The organism is Pseudomonas sp. PvP028 (assembly GCF_017832255.1).
Taxonomy (GTDB): Bacteria; Pseudomonadota; Gammaproteobacteria; order Pseudomonadales; family Pseudomonadaceae; genus Aquipseudomonas; species Aquipseudomonas syringae.
In genome coordinates this window covers 191,695-212,572 of sequence record NZ_JAFIBL010000001.1, presented here as the reverse complement: position 1 = coordinate 212,572, position 20,878 = coordinate 191,695, and the positions used below count along the sequence as shown (strand labels likewise).

Sequence of the window (20,878 nt, the reverse complement as noted above, 5' to 3'; positions counted from 1 at the left end):
GCTCGAAATCCAGTGCGAAGACTCTTTGTAGCCCTGTGCGCGAATTTCGTCCAGCGCCACTTGTTTCTACTTGTTCAGGGCTTCTATCAGGTCGGGTGTCACATAGTGCGGACCGTCGAACAGATACAGCGGATAGCCATCGAAGGCGGCGATCTGCGGTTTCAGTTCCGCCGCCGTTGCCGGGCGGAAGCCGCCGCCTAGCTGCGGGCGAAAGGCTTCGACGATGATTCTTACGCGATTCTTGCCCAGCCGCTGGCGCAGGGCGTCGGCGTAGGTCCGGGCGACCGGAGCGGTGCGCGCATAGACACCCACGCCATCCTGAAAGAACACGCCGATATCGTCCGGCAGCCAGGTTTTCAGCCAGTCCGCCGTGGCAGCGGGCCCGATATTGGCGCCATCGTAGACGCTGATCCACAACGGTCTGGGCAGTTTCGCCAGCAGTGCCGGTAACTCCTTGGCACGACTCCAGCTGGGATCGACCTCGGCGGGGAAGTACCAGCCGGTGACATTGAGCGGCGTTTTCACCTTGGCCAGTTGTGCCGAAAGCACCGCCAGTTGCTCGATATTGTCCCGTGAGCGGGTTTCGCTGAAGTACCCGGCCAGCCCGAGGATCACCTCCTGCGCCCACGGCTCCTTGCCGATGCGTGTCCAGTCCGGCAACACCGGCACGCTGGCAATCGGGGTACCCGGTATGAATGACTGATCATCGACCGCCGTCCACTGCACGAGCAATTGCCGTGCGCCGAGCCTGTCCCAGTTGCCGCTTATGCCTACCGTTGCGTTATCCGGTTGCCAGACGATGCCGACCACGCCCGGCCCCTTGGGCTGAATCAGCACATACAGCTCGCTGGTGCCGAGGGCGATTGCCCCGACCAGCAAGGCGGCCAGCGAGGTCTTGATCAATGTTGCCTGTCGCAGCAGTGCGGCCAGAGCCTTCAAACATTACTCCCTGATGGATGACGGGCGTGGATCACCACGAGAACGTCATGCGTGCGAAAACGCCTTCTGCGCGGTCATCGCCAAACACTTTCTCGCGATACTGCACGGAGAAGTCGACATACGACTGCGGCGCCTTGTATTTATCCTCGCGGAACCAGTAACGCACGCCCGTGCCGACACCAAGCCCGCCAGCATTGCCTGATGATGTGCTGCTACGGCCCAGACTGTCGACCTCGCTGCGCATCTTCGAATCGTAGTCCACTGCGGCGACCACATGGGGAAACACCACCAGCCGCGGGCTGATGCTGTCCAGACGGAAGCTGCGCCCGACCTGCCACTCACTGTTGAAGTAGTTGCGCTTGTCCTGCAGATAGCGCCCGCCTTCAGCGTACAGCTGCGAAGTCCACCAGCTCGGTACATCGACGCGCAGGTCGGTGCCGATGCTCGAGCCGTAGCCCAGGCGCACCAGCCAGTCGCCGTCGGCATTTGAGTTGCCCAGCGGAAAGGTGCGTTCGAAGGCGCCGATCACGTTGACTGCGCTGAACGGCTTGACCCGGATACCGAGCGCGCCCTGCAAGGCGTCCGCGCCTGTGTCGGAGTCGCCTTCCTTGCTCCACAGCGTGTCGGTGACGCGTCCGTAAAGCTCGACGAAGCGCGCGTTACGGTAACCGAAGGGGCGCCAGAACACTTCGGTGCTGTTCTGCACGCTGTCATTGCTGCCGCCGGGTGCGCCGCTCAGGCCGCTGCTGGTGCTGGCACCTCGATAAGTCGTGGTGTTGGTCAGGCCCCATTCACGGGACAGATCAGACACGGCACGTCGGGTGTCGAACACCTGTTGCGCGGGCATCTGCAGATCGCCGGTCTGCTGATAATCGAGCACGCGCTTGAAGTAGGCGATGGCCTGCGCATCGTTCGACGTGCGCATCGCGCTGTAGGCGGCATCCTGTACTTCGCGGGGCTTGAGACCGGACTGACGGTCAACACGCTTGAAGGTATCCAGCGCACCTTGATCATCGCCCGCCTGGCTGAGGAAATAGGCAATCTGCACTTCATCGCCGGGTTGCAGTTGGCCTGCATCGCGAGCTTGCTGCAGACATTGCAGCGCCTCACTCGGCTGGCCCATGGCGGCATACAACGATGCCTGTTCACGCAGGGGCAGGTTGCCGACCGCCATTGCCTGGGCGAAGTCCTGACGTGCACCGTCCTGATCGCCCAGGCGTTGACGCATTTGTCCGCGCTGGACGAGCAGGGTGGCGTCGTTGCCATTCAGCGCCAGCGCTTCGGTGGCCGCAGAGCGCGCTTCGGCATACTGCCCTTGGGCAATCAGGGCGCTGACCAGCAGCTTGCGGTAAGCCATCTGTTTCGGAAAACTGCGAACAGCCTCCCGCGCCTCGCTGACTGCGGTGTCGTTATCGCCGCGTGCCAGTGCCTTATAGCCGGTGGCTGCCTTGTCGACCGCTACCTGTTCCTGAATCGCCTGCCGACGACGCGTCAGGACCTGTTGCGGCCCCAGTGCCTGCTCGGCGTCGTTGATGGCTGCCTGTGCTTCATCCAGACGCTGCTGACGTTGCAGCGCCTCGATCAGCATCATGCGGTAATCGAGGTTCTTCGGTGCCTGGGCAATGGCCTTGCGCGCATGACTCGCCGAGCCGTCGTAGTCGTGCCTGGCATAGGCGCGCAGTGCCTGATTGCCTTCCAGGTAGCCAGGCTTGGGCCGTGTCTTGTAAGCGCGTTGCGGGTGATCGCGGCGGTACTTGTCGCGTTCGGCCAACGTAATGAGGTCACGCAACTGCTGAGCGTCACCGCGCTGGCGCAACGCTTCGTTGGCCTTGGCAATGGCCAGGTCGTAGTCCTTGCGGTTGTAGGCCATGTAGGCTTCGTTGGCGATGGCATAGGCGGGTCCGGTCAACGGCAGGGGCAGTGTGTCCGCCTGGCTGAGCGATGCGACAAGACCCAGGCCGCTCACCAGCAGCGACAGGATGAAGGGGCGCTTCATAGTGGCTGCTCCGTTTGATCGTCAGATCGGTAATGGTTGTGCTGACGTGCCACAGCCTGTTCGATGGTTTCTCTGGGCAGCACGCCGATGTCGACCAGGTAATCGCCGATCCGGCCATGCACATGCGGGCGGTAGCCGAGCATGGCTTTCTGGAACACGTCGCGGTCCAGCAGGCCTTGCTCGATGAGCAGATCGCCCAGCAGTGGCGCTCTGGCTGGAAGCGGCTGACCCTCGACCACCTGAAGCTGACGCAACTGCGCGACGATGTCGCTTTCACGGGCAATCAACTGCACCGGCTCGGCACCCAGCTGTTCGGTAATCTGCTGCAGGCCGTCAGGCGGCAGGGGGCTGGCCACTGCAATTTCCTGGCGACCCAGCGCATTCATCTGCAACGGCACGACACGCCAGCGCAGGCAGAACTCATCGGCCAGCACACGGCTGTCGGCACGCTTGCTGGCGATGTCGAACACCCGCGGCAGGTCGTTCTGAAAAGCGATGGCCTCAGCAAGGGTTTCATCGTCGAGCCAGCCGTGGCTAAGCAAAATCCTGCCCAGTGGCACCTGACGGGTTTGCTGTTCAGCCAGTGCGGTCTGCAGTTTTTCGTCGTTGATGGCTTGCCAGGACAGCAGCACGCTGCCCAGGCGGCGGGGTGCGACGGCAATCAGATCGGAAGACGGAAAGTCGTGCATGGTCTTGTCCCAGACCAGCTTGCGGTTGAGCACCTTGCCCACCAGAAACATCCGCCAGGCCCGCGCCGCAGCCATGAAGTTGACGAAGTTGCCGACCACCATGCGCGGTATCGACAGCAAACCGTGCTGCCAGCCGTAAAGCACGGTGGTGAAGTAGCAGCGATGCAGGATCCGCCACAGCAACGCAATGCCGTTGGCCACCAGCAGATATTGAATCAGGCCGGTGGTTTCAAAGGGGGTCGGAAAGCTGGTGTTCCAGACTCCGCTGGAGCGCAGCACAATCAGCGCCAGCAACTGAATGAGGATTGCATAAGCAAGGATGCTGACGAATGACGTGACCACACCCTTGCGGTCCCGAAACAGCAGGTATCGGTTGGCCAGCGAGCCGGTCCAGCCCATTTGCTCCCAGCCTTGCAAGCCGATACCCAGCGTCCAGCGCGCTTTCTGGCGAAAGGCGGTGCGGAAGGTGTCCGGGAAGAATTCGCGTACGCACAGCGGCATTTCCAGTGTCGATTCATAAGGCTTGCGGAACCACGATTTGCGCAGCACCCGAAATTGCACCGGGAAACGTACGAAGATCGCCTGCATGCCGTATTTCGCCAATCGCGCGCCGACGTCGTAGTCCTCGGTCAGGCTTTCGGTATTGAACGGCTGGTTCTGGTTTTCATCCGCCAGCACCATCAGCGCACGTCGCGAGAAACAAGTGCCGACGCCAGCCGAAGGCACGGTGTCAGTCATGCTTTCGCGTACCACCAGGTCCTTGCCGTGCCATTCGGCGAACTCGTCCATGTAGGTGCCGGCCACCCATTCGTACCAGTTGCGTTCCAGCGACACGACCGGCAACTGGATCATGTCCTTGCGTGGCAGCAGGTAATTGAACAGGCGCAGTTCAAGCGGGTGCAGCACGTCTTCGCTGTCGTGCAGGATGGTCCCGGCGAACTGTACGGAATGAGTCTTCTCGTACAGAAAAATCGCCTGGATCACCCAGTTCAGGCAGTCGGCCTTGCAGGTCGGGCCGGCGTGCGGCACCTCCACGCGGTGCAACTGCTTGTAGCGGCGACGCATACGCTCCACTTCATCGATGGTGCGCTGGTCGTTGATGTAAGTGCCGACGAACACCACGTAGTTCTGATAGTCGAGCGTCGACACCATGTTTTCGATCATCGGCGCGATGACGTCGTATTCCAGCCAGGCCGGGACCATGATCGCCAGCGGCTGCTCGTCGCGGGCAATCAACTGCTCGGCAGTCAGCGGCCGGTAGCGGCGTTCGGCGGTGAACTTGCGGTACAGCCGCCGCGACCAGTACCAGATATCGATGAACAGGTCATCGATACTCGATACCAGGATGATCAGCCCGACAACGATCGTCGCGACTTCCAGCACACTGTAGTAATGGGCCAGCCAGTAAGGCCAATAGAGCGACGTCATTGTGGCGGCCTGTTACGAGCGATTGCGACGGGCGCTACGGCCAGCCAGCAACAGAATGAGAAAAAGTACGATGCCGCCCGGGATCAGCCACAGCAGCGAAGGTTTGCGCCAGGCGTCGATGCCGGTGCTTTCCTCCTCCCTGATCATCTGGCTGCCGGTCGGGTCCTTGGCGTCGAAGGTGGCGATCGGGCCGCTGTCAGCCAGCACCGCGGCGTTGCCACGTTCCAGCAGTACCGGACGTTCGAAAACCGGGGTCTGACCGCCCAGCGTGCGATAGATCATGCCGTGCTGGCCGCCGGCTTCGATCACTTGCAGCGAAGCCAGGTGGTTGAGCGACTTGAGGTCGAGCAGCGTCTGCTCTTTGTGGTTGATCAGCAGGTGTCCGTCGTTGCTGGCCTTGACCGACTCGGCGCCGTCCTTGATGGGCAGTTCGAAGGCCAGGAAAGACTTGGCCGGTGTCACGGCTACGCTGGCGTCATCGCTGACGCTGAGCTGTGCGCGCAATGGCGAGACGCCGGAGGCGCTGGCGATACGGATGACTTGCGGCAGGCTGCTGGCCGGGTGCTCAAGGTAGCCCTTGGGCACCATGATCTGCGTGTTGGTGGCGAAGCGTGCCGCCATGCCCGAGAAGTTTTCGTCAGGCGTGACCTTGTCCAGCACGATGTGGCTGGTTGGCAATACCGAGATCGGGAACGCCTGCGGCGTCTCCAGGCACTGGTTGCTGACCGGCTGACGCTGGAAGGACACGCGCAGTACATTCTGCGCCGCCAGTGCGTACTGCGGAATGCGAGCTTCGATGCGCTCTTTCTTGCCGTCGGCCGTCAGTTGCATCGCGCCGATCAGGTAATCGTTGAGGAACAGCGTGGCAACCGGCGGGGTACCCGATGCGCCGGGGGCGGCAGCGATATCGATCATCGCAGTCACCGGTACACGACCGTCATAGGCAACGCTGCCCAGCGGGAACGAGGCGCTCCAGTCGGTTTTTGCCAGCACATCCACCGTGCCGGGCTTGCCGCCCAGTCGGGTCAGTGCGACGCGACCGTCTTCGCTCAGAGGCATGGCGGCCTCTTCGCCGATGGTCAGCTGGCGATTGCGCGCCAGTTTGTTCCACGCCGAACTGAACAGGCCGATAGCTTTGTCGGCCGACTCCGGCTTGATCATCAGCAGTGCGCGATTGCCCAGCAGGGCCAGACTCACGTCATCCCCAGTGCTGTTGGCGAGCGGCTTCTTGATGTGGCGTTCGCGCCATTGGCCCAGTGCGCTGGCCGCCGAAGCATCCAGACCCTGCACCTGCGCCTGGAGAGCGTCCATGGCGTCGTCGATTGCCTTGAGCAACTGCGGATCGCTGATCGCCAGGTCGGCCTGCAACGCAGGTGTCTGGCCGAGCATCAGCAATGCACCGATTTCCGCCGGGTCGCGCAGGGTGTACTGGCCCTTGCCTTCGAGCCCTGCAAACGCCGGAATCTGTTTGAGTTCAGCCGGAATAGTCAGGCCGCTCAGGTCCACGCTGTCCTGCACCGCAGGGAACGGCAGAATGCGTGCCTGCTTGCCGATGCGTTCCAGCGCTACGCCCAGACGCCAGGCGGCATCGTAGCTGGCGTTCGACAATGTGCCGGGTGCGACCAGCAGGCCGGGTTTGCCGGGTAGTGCGTTCCATACCGCGCCGACGTCCTGCAACTGGCTGGCGTCATAGCTGTACGTCAGGCGCGTGTGCGGATCGATGCGCAACACGTTGCCGATCGCGCGTTCGTCTTCGCAGAGCACTTTCGAAATCACCGACGACCAGGCAATCCCCAGCCGCACCGAGCCGTTTTCGCGCGCTGCCTTGTCGACGCCCAGCGTCGCACTGGCGTTGCCCTGTTCTTCATTGAGGCCCAGCGCACGTACCGGATAACCGTCCAGCGACAGCAGCAGCGTATTGCGGCCTGCCTCGCCGTTCAGGTAGCTGGCATCGAAATTCAGCGTGGCCTCGGTCAACGGCACACTGGCTGGCACCGGCAGGTACAGCTCGCGGCGTGCATCGGTGGCATTGAGGATGATCGGGCGATCGATACCCAGCTCCTTCAGCTCGACCACGCGCTCCTGGCGATTGTCGGCAGTGATTCGGTTGATCGCCTGGGTCAGCGGGCTGTCGGCAGCCAGGGCGAATGCAGGCATCAGAGCCAGCAGGCTCATCCCGCAGGCAAGTACGCCAAACGCGCCCATGTTTACGGCAACGGAAGATTTCATCGTGCAGATCTCGGTAAAGGCTCAAGGCCATTGGGTCTTGATACAGGCTGCCGGTCTGCTACAACGTTTTTCGGGCACTCGGTCTGAACCGGGTGCCCGTATTGTTTGCGGACTGCTTCCTGCGGATTTTTTAGGGTGTGTCTGCGCTATCTGCGCGACCGTTGTGCTAGCTGGCCATCGAGCGCAACTCTGCATGTTCGTGCTGCGGCTTGATTCGTGTATCCATGTGCCTGTCCATCGAGTCCTGGCGCTGACGCGGCAGCTCGGCGACAAACTCATCCACCGGACGGCCCATCAGCGCATCGACGATCCGTGAACTGGCTTTGCCGTCGCCATAAGGGTTGGCGGCGCGGGAGGCGTTGTGCCACAGGGCGTCATCGTCAAACAGGGCGTTCACGCCACGAATGATGGCGTCCGTTTCGGTGCCAACCAGGCGCACGGTGCCTGCCGCGACCGCTTCCGGGCGCTCGGTGACATCGCGCATGACCAATACCGGTTTGCCCAGCGACGGCGCTTCTTCCTGCACGCCACCGGAGTCGGTGAGGATGACGTGAGCGCGTTGCATCAGGCGCACGAACGACAGGTAGTCCAGCGGTTTGATCAGGTGCACGTTGGGCAGCTCACCCAGGTGTTCGGTCACCGGCCCCAGTACGTTGGGGTTCAGGTGCACCGGGTAGACGATCTGTATGTCGTCGCGTCTGGCAAGCTCGCCCAGCGCCTTGCAGATATTCAGGAAGCCGTCGCCGAAATTCTCGCGACGATGACCGGTCACCACCAACACCCTGCGCTCGGGCACCAGGAACGAAAACTGACGATCAAGGGCATGGCGCAGCTGACGGTTGCTGTCGATTCGTTGCGCGGTCAGGTGCAGGGCGTCGATCACGGTATTGCCGGTCACGAACGAAATGCCCTGCAAACGCTCGCCCAGCACGTTGCGGCGCGACTCGGCGGTGGGAGCGAACAGGTGATCGGAAATCAGATCGATGCAACGACGGTTCATCTCTTCAGGCCATGGCTGACGGATGTCACCGGTGCGCAGACCCGCTTCGACGTGGCCGATGGGGATGCGGCGATGAAAGGCCGACATGGCCGCCACCATGGCTGATGTGGTGTCGCCGTGAACCAGCACTTTGTCCGGCTTCAGCTCGTCCAGAATCGGGTCGATCGCCGCGTAAAGCGCAGCGGTCAGCGAGTTCAGTGTCTGATCGGGGCGCATCACATCGAGGCTGTAGTCGGCTTTGAGCTCGAACATGTCCAGCACCTGTTGCAGCATGCTTTGATGCTGCCCGGTAATGCAGATTCTTGAGTCGATACTTGGCTCTGCAGCCAGTGCTCTGACCAGGGGAGCCATTTTGATGGCCTCCGGACGAGTACCGAAAATGGAAAGGACCTTCATTCTGGGGTGCAGACCAGCCATTATTTCCTCCCGCGCACTTAGCGCGTCGCACAGCAGCAAGAACCAGGCTGAGAACAGCTTGGTCAGCTAGCGAGTTGATGAGTTTCTCGGGCGGAAAGATCGGAGTTTGTGGCTCGATGTTCACTTCAGTGTGAATGTAGCAATATGCCTTGTTACCCGGAGTTGTCGGGATTATTAACAGAACAGGATAATAAAGCAAAATGTTTTATTAAGTATTTTTCAAAGTAACAATGAGTATGAACTTTAGAATTTCACCACGGTCAGTACAGGGTTAAATTTTTTAGGAAGGGCCTTTTGGTCAATGAATTCCGGGCTTTTGAGGGGGGTTGGAACGTTTTTCCAGCTGTTTTGAATGCCTGTTTGCCACGCGTAGTTATGAGTGATGGCAAAAAGTTCCAACAAAAATAGTGGCGCTGAGGCGGGCGTTACTACAGCAGAATCCTGACGCCTGTTTAATGACAGGAAGAGAGAAGGGGTTCACAAAAATGACGCTAATATAATGACGGTTGGCAACTTTGATTAGGTGTCGAGTTTGACACGCTGACGAGCGGGCGGGAGGTTAGGAGTTCGCTTAGATGCTGTTCAAGTTGTACGGCATATACAGTATTGAGTTGTAGCAGCAATACGGGCGATTGCCCAGTCATTAAATGAGAATGATTGGCGACCCCCTCGCATGAGGGGAGTCGCAGCTCACAGCGAAATCAGCCTTTCGCCTCGGCCGGTTCCGACAGCTCGCTGAGCGCGGTCGCGTTGTTCTTGAACGCCGCTGCGAACACGGCGCGATTCTTCGCCATGTAAATGCTCGCATCCTCTGCATGCTTCTCCGAGATCCCCGGCACGTTCTTGATCAGGACGTCGGTGAGAAGCTCGGCCAGCTCGAGCATTTGGTCGTGCGCATCGGCGAGTTTACGGTCCACGAAAGTAGTCTCCAGATCGCGGGTACTGCGGTAAAGGGTTTCAACAGCCATTTTGGCCTCGTCGTCTTATCCAGTGTTGAAAGGGCTAGACCCGGGCGTTCAGCGCTTTGTGCTCTGACCAGCGGGTATGCAAAGCATTGATCGTGCATGACCAGCGCGCCGGTCAGGTGTAGCGGGGCACTGCGTGAAGGCCTTTAGTGAGGCCGGCCTGCGACGCAACAGGGAAAGCGATTTCTCGATTACTGTGTTTTTATACAGTAAAAGCCATGTACCAATCAAGCCCTGCCTGAATAGTGGCGTTTACGCATCTTTTTACGCTGCAAATGTGCCTTGCGACAACCCGCCGCGCTCTCAACCATAGCCTATGGCCCTGTTCCTGCTTTCAAAAGCAGGCCACAAGGGTGTCACGAGTACCCGGCATCATCCGGTCGGCATAAACGAAGGTTCAGAGGTAACGCGTCATGGGAAACAAATGGGCAGTAAAGATAAGACACCGCGTGCATGCGCAGGCCGAGTCACTGGGCAACCTGTGTGTGGAGAGCTTCCACTTTCTGGCGCTGTTCGCAATCGGCGCGATCACTGCCTGGGCGTCGGTGGTTGCATTTCTGGGGATGGTCGAGAAAGGCAACGTCACGGTCGATGACATCCTGCTGCTGTTCATCTATCTCGAGCTGGGGGCGATGACCGGGATTTATTTCAAGACCAACCACATGCCCGTGCGCTTCCTGATCTATGTGGCGATCACTGCACTGACGCGCCTGCTGATTTCCGACGTGTCCCATCACAACCCACCGGACATCGGCATTATCTACCTGTGTGGCGGCATTCTGTTGCTGGCGTTTGCGATTCTGGTAGTGCGCTATGCGTCGTACAAATACCCGTCGGCGAAGATTCCCGATTCGTCCAGCACCGTCAAAGGCGCGGTGACGGAAGAAAAGGGCGAAATCTGATCGAGGCAGCGGCGGCATCTGTGCACGATGCCGCCAGCACGCTGCTTATAGAAGAAGGCAATCAGTTCAGCCAGACCCCGGCACGCCAGTGCCAGCCGTCACCAGCGCTTTCCCAGTGCGGATGCACATAGTGATAGCCGGGTCGTTCGGTTTCCCAGTGGCCATGTACCGGCACGAAACGCTGGCCGTTCCAGTGCCAGTAGCCGCGTGCCCATATATAGCCGGGACGAGGGGCCGGTTCCACCTCGACGACGCGTTCCGGTGGCGGTTGCGGCGCGATTACTTCTTCGACGTATTCATGATGGACGTGCGATCGTTCATGGACCACACGCTCCTCGACACAGCCTGACGCTATCGCAAGTGATGCGATCAATACCCCATAACGTAAATACATGTTGCCTCCTCGGAATCACCCGCAGGTGCAGTGGCGCTGAACTCGGTGCCCAGTCGCTCGAATGTTTCTGCGCAAGGATTGTTGTAGCAGGATGTATCTGTACTTTTGCTGAAGAGGAGGGAGGGGGGATGGTAGCGAAAGGCCGGTTTTACTGGGGGGAAAGCCCGATCAGGCAGGCTGGAGGGTATTGAACGGCATCAATCTGTTTTTGCTTTATGCAGCGCCGACAACGGCACTGCATAAAGGGGAAGGGCCGGTGCATCAGACCCCGGCACTGGCCGTTGCCTGACTCTGCGGCCACAGACCATTGGCCGGGACAGGTGCCTTTTTCAGGGTCGCGCCGTCGGTCAGCGCTGCAAGGATCTTGATCGCGCTGTCGCCACGTTCGATAGCGATGCCGAATTGCACGCTTTCTATCAGCTTGCGCAGGCGTTGTGGGTCATTGCGTTGGGCAGCGCTGATCAAACGCTTGGCAACGACGCCGCATTCGTTGGACAAGGTCAGCATGATGCTGCCGTCCAGCCCTTGAATGCTCAGATTCACCCGATAGTCGGGGTGAAACGTGTCCGTGATCATCTGAAAAGGATTGTCCATATCATTCACCTGCTCAATGGTCTGCATAAGTTGACCGGGTAGTAGTCCTTTTGGTTCTCGACGACTGATCAGCGGTTGCGTTACTCCTGCGCTGGGTGCTGACGGGGTTGCTGTCGTCTTCCGCGTAGATGACAGGGTTTCTTTTCGAGAAGCTTTGACGCATTCACGACGTTCAGATCGCGCCAGAAAGTGGCCGTCCTGATGGCCTGCCTCGTGGCGCGTACTACAGGGCTTTGCATGGTTCGGGCCATATTGCAGGGGCGATGCGTTAGAAGGCGCCGAGCGGGAGCACTGCGCAGCCGCTTCGTGGTTGGCTTTGCTGCAGGACGAGCCGTTCAGTTCGGTTGAAAAAAGTGCTCTCCAAAGCGGGCGAAAAACAGCTCCCGTACATGGCCTGCTCCTCTCGCGAAAGCGTTTTGCTCATGACTTTTTCGAGTGATTGTCTGACACTCCGACAACCGAATCTTGACGTCAGAGATTCGTAAAGACGGGGTCGAAACCGTGATCGCCCACTGTCCAGTTTCTGACGTTGTGCGTTGTGCTGCTGAGCGGCTGGATGAGTGTTGAACACCTGTCGGTATGAACGGCAGACCCGCACCCTCATCGAGGGGACGCGGGATGATTTTTGCTCGCCGATGGCGGTCAGGTGCAGCGCTCGGGCTGCGCGGCGCTGGCTGTTAAATTCGATGGACGGCACCCTGCGATCAAAATGGCTGCGAGGCGAGGGAAGGGTCAAGGTGGCCAAAACTGTGCAGCGACCGTTTGTGGTGCGCTTGCCGGCCCGTGGCAAACAAAAAGGGCGAACCGTCTCCGGTTCGCCCTTTTCTTGCAAAACGTGTCAGTGAAGCATCAGGTCAGACGAGCGGCTTCTTTCTCCTGCTCTTTTTCCAGAAATTCTTCTTCGAGCAGCGCGTCCGGGCTGACCGGATCTTCATCCTGTTCGGCAATGATCGGTGCGGCGCCTCGTTTGCCGCGCAGTTTGCCAAACAGATGCTCGAGGGCGTGATCGAGTTTTACAGCAGCGCCATCCACAGCCTGATCTACCGTATCAGCCTTGTGGGAAACAGAAATGGGTTGGTGTCCTTTAGGGCGAGCTTCCATCTGGCACTTGATGTCGTGCGGGCCAGGCTTGTCGCCGTTTTCGTCGCGGATGTGGACTTCCACGCGGGTCAGGTTTTCATCGTAGTGTTCGAGCGTGCTTTCAACGGTGGTACGAACCCACTCCTCCAGTCGGATACTGCTTTCGATGTGATTATCGCTATTGACCTGGATTTGCATAGTTAATCCTTATTAGGGCTTGCTCGTGCGAGGCTGGACTGCATGATTCCTGTCGGAATCGTTTTCGTTTGCGCTCATTCACAGTGTTGGCGGCAATGGCCTGACAATTCAACCCCAATGTGTAAGAAATATTTCGCAGCAAAAAAGGGATGCCTTGGCGCGAGGCTGCGAATCAGCAGCGGACGCAGAGCGTTCAGAACGGCATTCCCATGCGAAGCGTGAGGAACGAGAAGTGTCCGGGAGAACACTTCTCTTGCGCTCTGGCGTCCGAAACTAGAACGCGACCGACGTCTGTACGTACACCGTGCGCGGTTCGCCGACGTATTTGCCGCGGTTGTTGTCGTCGAACGAGCGGGTGTAGTACTGGCGGTTGAAGATGTTCTTCATCCCGACCGCGACGTTGAGGTCAGACAGTTGCGGGCCGAAGTCGTAGTTGGCGCGGGTGCTGAACAGCATGTATCCAGGGATCTTGCCGGTGCTGCCGTCGGCGCTTTCAGCTGAGGTATTGGCGTTGTCGGCAAACTGGTCGCTCTGGAAGGAGCTGTCGAAATTGAGCTTCCACGGCCCTTCGGTGTAGCTGACGCCCATCGTGCCCTTGTGCTTTGACGAGAACGGCACGCGGTTGCCCTTGTTCGGGCCGTCTTCGCGGATCGTGGCGTCGACAAAGGCGTAGGTCGCGTAGACATCGTAGCCGGCCAGCACCGGGCTAAGGCCCTCCAGCGCATAGTTGACGCTGGTTTCGATGCCCTGATGACGCGTCTCGCCGCGTGCGATCACCGTGTCGTTGGTCTGGTTGCTGTCGTACTGGTTGTCGAAATTGATCAGGAAAGCGCCGATCTCGGCCCGCAGGTTGCCATTGTCGTAGCGTGTGCCCAGTTCCCAGGTGCGGGCTTTTTCCGGTTTGACTTCATCGCCGGTGACGCGGTTAGGCATCTGGCTGTACTGCACACTGCCGAACGAGCCTTCGGTGTTGGCGTACAGGTTCCAGGTGTCGGTCAGGTGGTAAAGCACATTCAACGCGGGCAGCGCAGTGCTGTAGTCGCCCTGGTATCGGGCGTCGGTCAGGTTGTTGTTCTGCGCGGTGTCGATCATCTCGTAGCGAATGCCCGGCGTGATGGTCCACTTGCCGATATCGATGCGGTCGTCGATGTAGAACGCATGCGCTTCGGTCGCTCCGCGTGTGTCGCGGTCATTGCGGCTGGCGGTGGTCGGCAGTTCGCCGGTGACCGGCTCGCGATAGCGCAGTTCGTGACCGGCCTCGTTGACGTAACGGTAGCCAACGCCGACTTCATGCCAGGTTTCGCCCAGCGCAAAGCCTTGCGAGAAGCGTGTTTCCAGGCCACGCACCCAGTATTCGCGGGGCGACAGGGAAACGAAGCTACCCTGATCCAGATAGCCGCTGCGCAGGGTCTTGGTGAAGAACGTATTGGCGGTGAAGACGCGCGCGTCCTGTTCGTAGCGATAGCCGAAGTTGAACATGGTGCGACGGCCCCAGAACTTGTCCTTCAAGCGTGTCGACTGGTACGGATCGGCATCGTAGTCCGCGACGCTGAGGCCGCCGGGCATCTGCGCTTCGCCATCGTAGTATTGCGCCATGGCGTTAAAGCTGTTGGCGTCGTCGATCTGGTATTTACCCTTGAGAATCAGGTCGTCGATTTCGGTGTCGCTGTGCTCGCGCCAGTCGCCGCCGCGTACGCCGGAATACAGAATCGCGCCGCCCAGGCCGTTGTCCGCGGTGCCACCTGCCAGCAGGTTACCGGTGGTCTTGAAACCGTCGTGGCTGGACGACGGGCTGGTCTCGGTTTGTATGCCGCCCTTGAGAGTGGGGGCGTCGGGGATCGCGCGGGTCACGAAGTTGACGATGCCGCCCACGTTCTGCGGACCGTAACGGACTGCGCCACCGCCACGCACCACATCGACTGCGTCCATGTTGCCCATGCTGATCGGCGCAAACGACAGTTGCGGCTGGCCGTAGGGCGCGAATGGCACGGGGATACCGTCCATCAACACGGTAGAACGCGACGCCAGGCGTGGATTGAGGCCGCGAATACCGAAATTCAGCGCCATGTCATGGCTGCCAGTGCCATTGTTGTCCGGCGCATTGACGCCCGGAATACGATTGAGCACTTCACGCGCCGATGTCGCGCCGACCCGCTCGAACTCCTCACGGCGAATCACGTCACGTGCGCCTGGATGTTCGAAAACGTTGGTTTGCTGGGCAGCGCCCAGCCAGTCACCGACCACCGTGGAAACCCCCAGCTCGATCGGCGCGCCAGCCGTATTTGCCGATTGCAGGGTGAAGCCGTTATTGCCATCGGCCATGGCCTGCAGGCCGGTGCCTTCGAGCAAGGCATTCAGGCCCTGCTCGGGTGTGTACTGACCTTCCAGGCCACGGCTTTTCAGGCCGCTGGTAATCTGCGAACCATAGGAAATCAGCACGCCGGACTCACGACCGAACTGGTTCAGCGCCGCTTCAAGCTCGCTCGGCGCAATGTGATACACCTTGGGTGCGACCTCGGCGGCCTGCACCATCGACAGGCTGCCGACCGAAAGGCTCGCGCCGAAAATGACATGGCGCAATGTGCGCACCAGCGGTGAAAGTTGAGTAGGGCGGGCTGACATGCGGGAGTCCTTTGACCGGAAGGTTGAGAGAGGCTTTCCCTGTCTGTCACGCGAGGATCGAAAAACAGCTCACGCTTTTTGAAAAATTTTAGCCGGCCAGCGCAAATCCACCTGTCATCGTGCCGATGCTCAGCGTCGGCATGCAGTTCGTGACGCTCTGCGTCGTGCTACAGCGATCACTGCACACAAAGCGCTTTTCTACCCCGATGGCACAGACGACGCAGAGTGCGACGTAAGTGACGGCTGAGTCCTGGCGCTGATCCGGGGGTAGCCTGGCAGGACGCCAGGCTAGCCGCACCGCGCCATGGATGGCGCGTTGCGGCGACCCCCGGATCAGTGACAGGGCGAAGGAACCCGACGAAGTCGGGCCGGAAACGGAGCCAGGGGGTTTGGTTACTTTGGCCCCATCAAAGTAACTCGCCGAGGGGCGAAAAGGTGACTTGAGCCGAACCTCAATCCACCTGACATCGCAGAACCGCTGTGTGACGCAGAGCGTCACGAACTGCATTCACACCAGAGCGTGAGGAACGATAGTCAGCGTAGTGTCAGCCCTGTATTTCGGGCTTTCCAAGAAGATACGTCACCATGCGCTGGAACGAGCAATCACGATCAAACCCGCGCCTGCACGTTCACCCAATACCGCGTGAAGCGCTGCACGCGCACCGGGAGGGCGAGTTCGAGCATGTCGAGGATGCGCTCGCTGTCGGCCAGCGGGTAGCTGCCGGAAATCAGCAACCCTGCAACCCTCGCATCGCAATTCAGACGACCGCGGCGGTAGCGGCTCAACTCTGCGAGAAAATCGTCCAGCCTCATGCGCGACGCCACCAGCATCCCGTCCACCCAGGCACCACTGCCTGCGTCCAGCGGACGAACCTTGTCCCAGGCATCACGGCTGAACGTCACCTGTTGGCTGGCCTGCAGCATCAAACCGGGGCCGCTCTTTCCGGCAGGGGATATTTCGAGGGCCCCGGCAAACACGGCCAACTGCGTGCGCCCATTCAGTTGGCGCAGGTTGAAACGACTGGCGCCGGTCGAGGCCCTGACCGTGCCTTCGGCACTTAACAGGTTCAGCGGGCGCGTGTCTGCCGAGGCTGTCATGAGGATTTCGCCCTGCAGCAGTTCGATCAGGCGTTGTTGTGCATCGAAACGCACATCCACCGCGCTGGCAGTATTCAACTGCACCTGACTGCCGTCGCTCAACGCCACTTTGCGCTGTTCGCCCACGCCACTGTCGTAGTCGGCCAGCAAGGGTTGCAGGGCAATCTGCTCGCGCAGGCCCCAGCCCGCTGCCGAGCCTGCGCCGAGCAGCAACAGCAGTTTCAACGCATGCCGACGGCTGGCGGACTTCGGCGCATTGAGTGCCGCATGTGCCAGCGGCGAGGACAGTCCACTCAAGCGCTGGTTGACCCGCTGCATGTGCGCCCATGCCCGTTGGTGCTCGGCGTTGCCATTGAGCCACAGCTGCCAGGCGTGCTGACGACGGGCATCCAGCGTGCCTTCCTGCATTTCCAGCAGCCAGCCAACGGCCTGCTGTGCCACGGCAGGCGAGATGTCGGATTTGTTCAGGGACTCGTTGTTCGGATTCATAGGGCGAAATAGCAGCGCAGGGCAGCCTTGTGCAGATGGCGCTTGACCGTCGCGATGGAAATATCCAGTTCGGCAGCGATCCGGCCATGGCTCAAACCGTCGACCTGCGACAGCAAAAACGCCCGCTTGACCAGGGGCGGCAGGCCGTCCAGCAGTTGATCGAGTTCGACCAGGGTTTCGAGAATGATCGCCCGCTCTTCTTCCGAAGGCGCCACGCGCTCCGGCAGTTCGGCCAGTGCCTGATGGTAGGCGTGCTCCAGGTCCTGACGCCGGTAGTGATTGCACAGTACGCGTTTGGCAATCGTCGTCAGAAAGGCACGCGGCTCGACGATTTGCGCTGTATCGCGTGCGCCCAGCACCTTGATGAACGTGTCCTGCGCCAGGTCTGCCGCGCTGTGCGGGCAGCCGAGTCTGCGTCGCAACCAGGTCGTCAGCCAGGCGTTGTGTGCCCTGTACAGGCCTTCGACAGTGTGATTGAGAGCGGAGTGGGCGACGGGTATCACGGGGAACAATCCACGGGGACTCATTGGTGGCGTGGATTCTGGCAGACTCTTTTGCGTATGAGAATATTTATCATTAATATTGCGGTTCATTTGTCCCGTTCAGGATCAATGGCGCATACCGCCGGCTTTTGTTGCGACCGCTTCACGGTCGCCCATGAACGGCTTCCCAGGTTTCCTGAATCAATGCAGACCCTCTGATGGATGTCACCAGCGCAAGCCGCCCTCTGCCGCAAAAACGCACGGCAAAAGCCAGAGCCAGGGGCGTGACGGCGGCCTATCGCCTTGCCATTGCCTCGCGGGCACTGGCTGCGGTATTTGCCGGTTACCTGCTGGCCTCGTTGGTCAGCACCTGCATCGCTCAATGGCTGCCGATTACCCGCGCCGAAGCGGTGGTGACGGGGATGATGTTCTCGTTTCTCGCCTATCTGGGCGCAGTGCTCTGGTGTTTTGCCTGCCGTACGGCGCTGCAGGCGTGGATCGGGGTGCTGACGCCCTGTGCGTTGCTGGGGGCGGCCTACACCTGTGGTCGGTGGTTGCTGTGAAGGAGGGTTTTCGCCAGTCGATGGCCTGGCTGCACACCTGGGTCGGCTTGCTGTTTGGCTGGCTGCTGTTCGCGATTTTTCTGACCGGCACGCTTTCCTATTTCAAGGAAGAGATTACCCACTGGATGCAGCCGGCGATTCCGGTGCGCGCGCTCGATGCAGGCGCCAGCGTGCAACAGGCTCAGCATTACCTGCAAAGCCATGCAACCGGGGCCACGCGCTGGTTCATCAGTCTGCCCGATCAGCGCACGCCAGGCCTGGTGGTCGGCTGGCTGCCCGAGGGCAAGCAGGGCCAGCGCAATAACTTCGTGCGCAAGCTGCTCGATCCGCAGACCGGCAGCGAGGTGCAGGCGCGTGAAACACGCGGTGGTGATTTCTTCTACCGGTTTCACTATCAACTGCAGATGCCTTATCCCTGGGGCCGCTGGCTGGCAACCAGCGCCGCGATGGTGATGCTGGTCGCACTGATTACCGGCATCATCATTCACAAGAAGGTTTTCAAGGAGTTCTTCACCTTCCGTCTGCGCAAGGGCCAGCGTTCCTGGCTGGACGGGCATAACGCGCTGGGCGTGCTGGTGCTGCCGTTCCACCTGATGATCACCTACAGCAGTCTGGTGATCTTCATGTCGATGGTGATGCCCGCGAGCATCCTCAGCCAGTACGACACAGTCCAGGCCTTCTACAGCGAAGCCTATCCGTTTCCGGAAACGGTCAAGCGCGAAGGCATCGCTACGCCGCTGGTAGCGCTTGCGCCGTTGGTCAACGCTGCGAACGCGAAATGGGACAGCGGCCAGGTCGGTCGGGTCATCGTCAACAATCCGGGCGACAGCAGCGCCTCGGTTCTGCTGACGCGTGATGACAAGGGCAGCATCGTGCCGGACCGGGGCGGGGCGCTGACGTTCAGCGGTGTCAGCGGCGAGCTGTTGAACGAAGTGCCTGAGCGGCCGCTGGCGTTGCTGATTTCCAGCGGGATGTACGGCCTGCACGTGGGCCATTTCGCCGCGCCGCTGCTGCGCTGGCTGTACTTCATTTTTGGTGTCGCCGGGACTGCAATGATCGGCACCGGGTTGGTGATGTGGCTGGGCAAACGTCAGCTCAAACACGCAAAGACCGGTGTGCTGCCACTGGAATTGCGGGTGGTTGAGGTGCTGAACATTGCCAGCATGTCCGGGTTGATGCTTGCGGTGGCCAGCTTCTTCTGGACCAATCGCTTGCTGCCTGGCGGATTCGCCGGGCGTGCCGATTGGGAGGTCAGCGTGTTCTTCACGTTCTGGGCCTTGTCATTCATGCACGCTGCGCTGCGCAAGGGGCGTAATGCATGGCGAGAGCAACTGGGGCTGGGCGCGCTGCTGTTCGCCGGGCTGCCGTTGCTCGATCTGCTGATCTGCGGTCGCTATCTGCTGGATTCGTTAATGTCAGGAAACTGGGTACTGGCGGCCTTTGACCTGACGGCGCTGGTCACCGGGCTGTTTCTGGGCTGGGCGGCGCTGAAGTTCAAGGTTGTACCTGCTGATAAAAACGCCCGCGTCTCGTTGCCGGTTGCTGCGCAGGAGGCGCCCTGATGCTGCTGGTGGCCTTGCTCTGCTATGTGGGGTTTACGTGCCTGTGCCTGTCCATGGCCCGGCATTACGGCGAACTGCTCAAGGGCCCGTTGACTGAACAGAGGCGTCGCGCCCTCAAGCTGGCCGGCTGGAGCGCGCTGTTGCTGTCGTCGTGGGCGGCGGTTGATGACCATGGCTGGATGATGGGGACGGTGCACTGGTTCGCTGCACTCATGGGCAGCGCGGTGTTACTGGTTGCTTTGCTGTCGTTCCGGCCGCGTTGGGTGCTGGCGCTGGCGGGGTGTGGCGCGCTGCTCAGCCCGTTGGCAGCGTTGAGTCAGCTATTGGCCTAGCGCCGTTCTGTACTCACCCGGTGTCGCCCCCGTGGCCTGACGAAAACGGTTGCTGAAATGGCTGGCGCTGGCGAATCCACAAGCCAGCGCGATTTCGCCCAATGGCTTGCCGGTGCTGCGCAGTAACTGGCGCGCCTGCTCGGTACGCCGCGCCAACAGATACTGGTGCGGCGGCAAACCGAAGCTTTCGCGAAACATGCGTGCGAAGTGATATTCCGACAGCGCACACAGGCCGGCCAGTTGACCAAGGCTCAACGGGTCGGCGAGATGCATTTCGATGAAGTCCACCAGATGCCGGCGCAGGTGCGGCGCCAGACCGCCTTTCAGGCGCAGCCCTTCGCGCAGGCCTGCCTGATTGAGCAGCGCATGGCTGACCATCTCGTGCGCCAGGCTGCTGGTCAGCAGGCGCTCGCCGGGTTCTGCCCAGTTCAGGCGAATCAGCTGCCAGAAGCGTGCGGCTTGTGCGGGGTCTTCCAGAAAGGTGTTTTCCCGCAGTTGCATCTCGCGTGGCTCGCGATCCAGCAGGGTCACGCAGCCCAACGCAAACTGTTCCGGGCTGAAATACAGATGCGCCAGACGGATCTCGCCGTTCACCACCCAGGCGGACTCATGGCCGGCAGGCAAGATGCACAACTTGCCCGGCGCGCCTTTCTGGTCCGGTCTGCCGCGGCGAAAGGTCCCGGTACCGTCCTCGATATAGCACGACAACGTATGATGGGTCGGTGCGTGATACTCCTGCGAGTCATGCCGATTGTTCCACAACGCCGCCACTAGTCCGTCGCCCAGCGGCGCGCTCTGCTCCAGATTGGCATTGGGTGAACTGTTCAGGGCCTGAAAGACCTGGATGGATTCAATGGCGGGCATGACGATTCCTCTAGGATTTGTATCCTACTCGCTGG

General features: G+C 60.4%; 17 protein-coding genes. 4 read left to right on the top strand and 13 right to left on the bottom strand.

Features of this window, described 5'->3' with window-relative positions; genetic code table 11:
* Positions 1-66: 66 nt before the first annotated feature.
* The 6 genes from JOE34_RS00940 to JOE34_RS00915 form a co-directional block, all read right to left on the bottom strand.
* Positions 67-939: a hypothetical protein gene (locus JOE34_RS00940; protein ID WP_209994967.1), complete on the bottom strand. Its 873-nt coding sequence runs from the start codon at positions 937-939 to the stop codon at positions 67-69.
* Between the two features lie 31 nt (positions 940-970).
* On the bottom strand, positions 971-2,935 hold the full coding sequence (locus JOE34_RS00935; RefSeq protein WP_209994965.1) for a tetratricopeptide repeat protein: 1,965 nt from the start codon (positions 2,933-2,935) through the stop codon (positions 971-973).
* Positions 2,932-5,052, bottom strand: a complete 2,121-nt coding sequence (locus JOE34_RS00930; RefSeq protein WP_003316971.1) for a glycosyl transferase family protein — start codon at positions 5,050-5,052, stop codon at positions 2,932-2,934. Before JOE34_RS00930 ends, JOE34_RS00935 begins: the two co-directional genes overlap by 4 nt.
* A 12-nt stretch (positions 5,053-5,064) precedes the next feature.
* Positions 5,065-7,281: a cellulose biosynthesis cyclic di-GMP-binding regulatory protein BcsB gene (locus JOE34_RS00925; RefSeq protein ID WP_209994964.1), complete on the bottom strand. Its 2,217-nt coding sequence runs from the start codon at positions 7,279-7,281 to the stop codon at positions 5,065-5,067.
* Positions 7,282-7,447: 166 nt separating this feature from the next.
* On the bottom strand, positions 7,448-8,698 hold the full coding sequence (gene wecB, locus JOE34_RS00920) for a UDP-N-acetylglucosamine 2-epimerase (non-hydrolyzing) (protein WP_209994962.1): 1,251 nt from the start codon (positions 8,696-8,698) through the stop codon (positions 7,448-7,450).
* Positions 8,699-9,399: 701 nt separating this feature from the next.
* On the bottom strand, positions 9,400-9,666 hold the full coding sequence (locus JOE34_RS00915; protein WP_003341670.1) for a YebG family protein: 267 nt from the start codon (positions 9,664-9,666) through the stop codon (positions 9,400-9,402).
* A 410-nt stretch (positions 9,667-10,076) separates the two neighbouring features.
* Between JOE34_RS00915 and JOE34_RS00910 the strand changes: the two genes are divergently transcribed.
* The gene (locus tag JOE34_RS00910) at positions 10,077-10,565 is read left to right on the top strand and encodes a phosphate-starvation-inducible PsiE family protein (RefSeq protein ID WP_003316964.1); all 489 of its coding nucleotides are present in this window, start codon (positions 10,077-10,079) and stop codon (positions 10,563-10,565) included.
* Positions 10,566-10,626: 61 nt separating this feature from the next.
* On the opposite strand, the gene JOE34_RS00905 is transcribed toward JOE34_RS00910, so the two are convergent.
* The 6 genes from JOE34_RS00905 to JOE34_RS00880 all read right to left on the bottom strand — a co-directional run bounded on the left by JOE34_RS00905 (position 10,627) and on the right by JOE34_RS00880 (position 17,540).
* Positions 10,627-10,959 carry a YXWGXW repeat-containing protein gene (locus tag JOE34_RS00905; protein ID WP_198701369.1) on the bottom strand — a complete coding sequence of 111 codons (333 nt, stop codon included), beginning with the start codon at positions 10,957-10,959 and terminating at the stop codon, positions 10,627-10,629.
* Positions 10,960-11,220: 261 nt separating this feature from the next.
* Positions 11,221-11,553 carry a DUF3509 domain-containing protein gene (locus JOE34_RS00900; protein ID WP_024650108.1) on the bottom strand — a complete coding sequence of 111 codons (333 nt, stop codon included), beginning with the start codon at positions 11,551-11,553 and terminating at the stop codon, positions 11,221-11,223.
* Positions 11,554-12,402: 849 nt separating this feature from the next.
* The gene (locus JOE34_RS00895; protein WP_002552231.1) at positions 12,403-12,831 is read right to left on the bottom strand and encodes an HPF/RaiA family ribosome-associated protein; all 429 of its coding nucleotides are present in this window, start codon (positions 12,829-12,831) and stop codon (positions 12,403-12,405) included.
* Positions 12,832-13,104: 273 nt separating this feature from the next.
* Positions 13,105-15,453, bottom strand: a complete 2,349-nt coding sequence (gene fecA, locus JOE34_RS00890; protein ID WP_209994960.1) for a TonB-dependent Fe(3+) dicitrate receptor FecA — start codon at positions 15,451-15,453, stop codon at positions 13,105-13,107.
* Between the two features lie 609 nt (positions 15,454-16,062).
* On the bottom strand, positions 16,063-17,040 hold the full coding sequence (locus JOE34_RS00885; protein ID WP_209994959.1) for a FecR family protein: 978 nt from the start codon (positions 17,038-17,040) through the stop codon (positions 16,063-16,065).
* A complete protein-coding gene (locus tag JOE34_RS00880) occupies positions 17,037-17,540 on the bottom strand; it encodes a sigma-70 family RNA polymerase sigma factor (RefSeq protein ID WP_017277814.1) in 504 nt (167 codons plus the stop codon). Before JOE34_RS00880 ends, JOE34_RS00885 begins: the two co-directional genes overlap by 4 nt.
* Before the next feature lie 200 nt (positions 17,541-17,740).
* On the opposite strand from JOE34_RS00880, the gene JOE34_RS00875 reads away from it, so the two are divergent.
* The 3 genes from JOE34_RS00875 to JOE34_RS00865 are packed head-to-tail and all read left to right on the top strand — an operon-like array spanning position 17,741 to position 19,979.
* Positions 17,741-18,085 carry a DUF3649 domain-containing protein gene (locus tag JOE34_RS00875; protein WP_003316960.1) on the top strand — a complete coding sequence of 115 codons (345 nt, stop codon included), beginning with the start codon at positions 17,741-17,743 and terminating at the stop codon, positions 18,083-18,085.
* A gap of 20 nt (positions 18,086-18,105) precedes the next feature.
* On the top strand, positions 18,106-19,647 hold the full coding sequence (locus JOE34_RS00870; protein ID WP_209996821.1) for a PepSY-associated TM helix domain-containing protein: 1,542 nt from the start codon (positions 18,106-18,108) through the stop codon (positions 19,645-19,647).
* Positions 19,647-19,979: a DUF3325 domain-containing protein gene (locus tag JOE34_RS00865; RefSeq protein WP_024959512.1), complete on the top strand. Its 333-nt coding sequence runs from the start codon at positions 19,647-19,649 to the stop codon at positions 19,977-19,979. The genes JOE34_RS00870 and JOE34_RS00865 overlap by 1 nt, the downstream gene beginning before the upstream one ends.
* Here JOE34_RS00865 and JOE34_RS00860 read toward each other — a convergent pair.
* Positions 19,968-20,843, bottom strand: coding sequence for an AraC family transcriptional regulator (locus JOE34_RS00860; RefSeq protein WP_209994957.1), 876 nt, complete (start codon positions 20,841-20,843; stop codon positions 19,968-19,970). The two genes, JOE34_RS00865 and JOE34_RS00860, sit on opposite strands and share 12 nt — an antisense overlap.
* Positions 20,844-20,878: the final 35 nt, after the last annotated feature.

Coding starts and splice junctions, on each gene's coding strand:
- JOE34_RS00865 (WP_024959512.1), top strand. CDS start 19,647: ATGCTGCTGGTGGCCTTGCTCTGCTATGTGGGGTTTACGTGCCTGTGC.
- JOE34_RS00905 (WP_198701369.1), bottom strand. CDS start 10,959: ATGTATTTACGTTATGGGGTATTGATCGCATCACTTGCGATAGCGTCA.
- fecA (WP_209994960.1), bottom strand. CDS start 15,453: ATGTCAGCCCGCCCTACTCAACTTTCACCGCTGGTGCGCACATTGCGC.
- JOE34_RS00930 (WP_003316971.1), bottom strand. CDS start 5,052: ATGACGTCGCTCTATTGGCCTTACTGGCTGGCCCATTACTACAGTGTG.
- JOE34_RS00885 (WP_209994959.1), bottom strand. CDS start 17,040: ATGAATCCGAACAACGAGTCCCTGAACAAATCCGACATCTCGCCTGCC.
- JOE34_RS00870 (WP_209996821.1), top strand. CDS start 18,106: ATGGCCTGGCTGCACACCTGGGTCGGCTTGCTGTTTGGCTGGCTGCTG.
- JOE34_RS00895 (WP_002552231.1), bottom strand. CDS start 12,831: ATGCAAATCCAGGTCAATAGCGATAATCACATCGAAAGCAGTATCCGA.
- JOE34_RS00875 (WP_003316960.1), top strand. CDS start 17,741: ATGGATGTCACCAGCGCAAGCCGCCCTCTGCCGCAAAAACGCACGGCA.
- JOE34_RS00925 (WP_209994964.1), bottom strand. CDS start 7,281: ATGAAATCTTCCGTTGCCGTAAACATGGGCGCGTTTGGCGTACTTGCC.
- wecB (WP_209994962.1), bottom strand. CDS start 8,698: ATGGCTGGTCTGCACCCCAGAATGAAGGTCCTTTCCATTTTCGGTACT.
- JOE34_RS00900 (WP_024650108.1), bottom strand. CDS start 11,553: ATGGACAATCCTTTTCAGATGATCACGGACACGTTTCACCCCGACTAT.
- JOE34_RS00910 (WP_003316964.1), top strand. CDS start 10,077: ATGGGAAACAAATGGGCAGTAAAGATAAGACACCGCGTGCATGCGCAG.
- JOE34_RS00860 (WP_209994957.1), bottom strand. CDS start 20,843: ATGCCCGCCATTGAATCCATCCAGGTCTTTCAGGCCCTGAACAGTTCA.
- JOE34_RS00915 (WP_003341670.1), bottom strand. CDS start 9,666: ATGGCTGTTGAAACCCTTTACCGCAGTACCCGCGATCTGGAGACTACT.
- JOE34_RS00935 (WP_209994965.1), bottom strand. CDS start 2,935: ATGAAGCGCCCCTTCATCCTGTCGCTGCTGGTGAGCGGCCTGGGTCTT.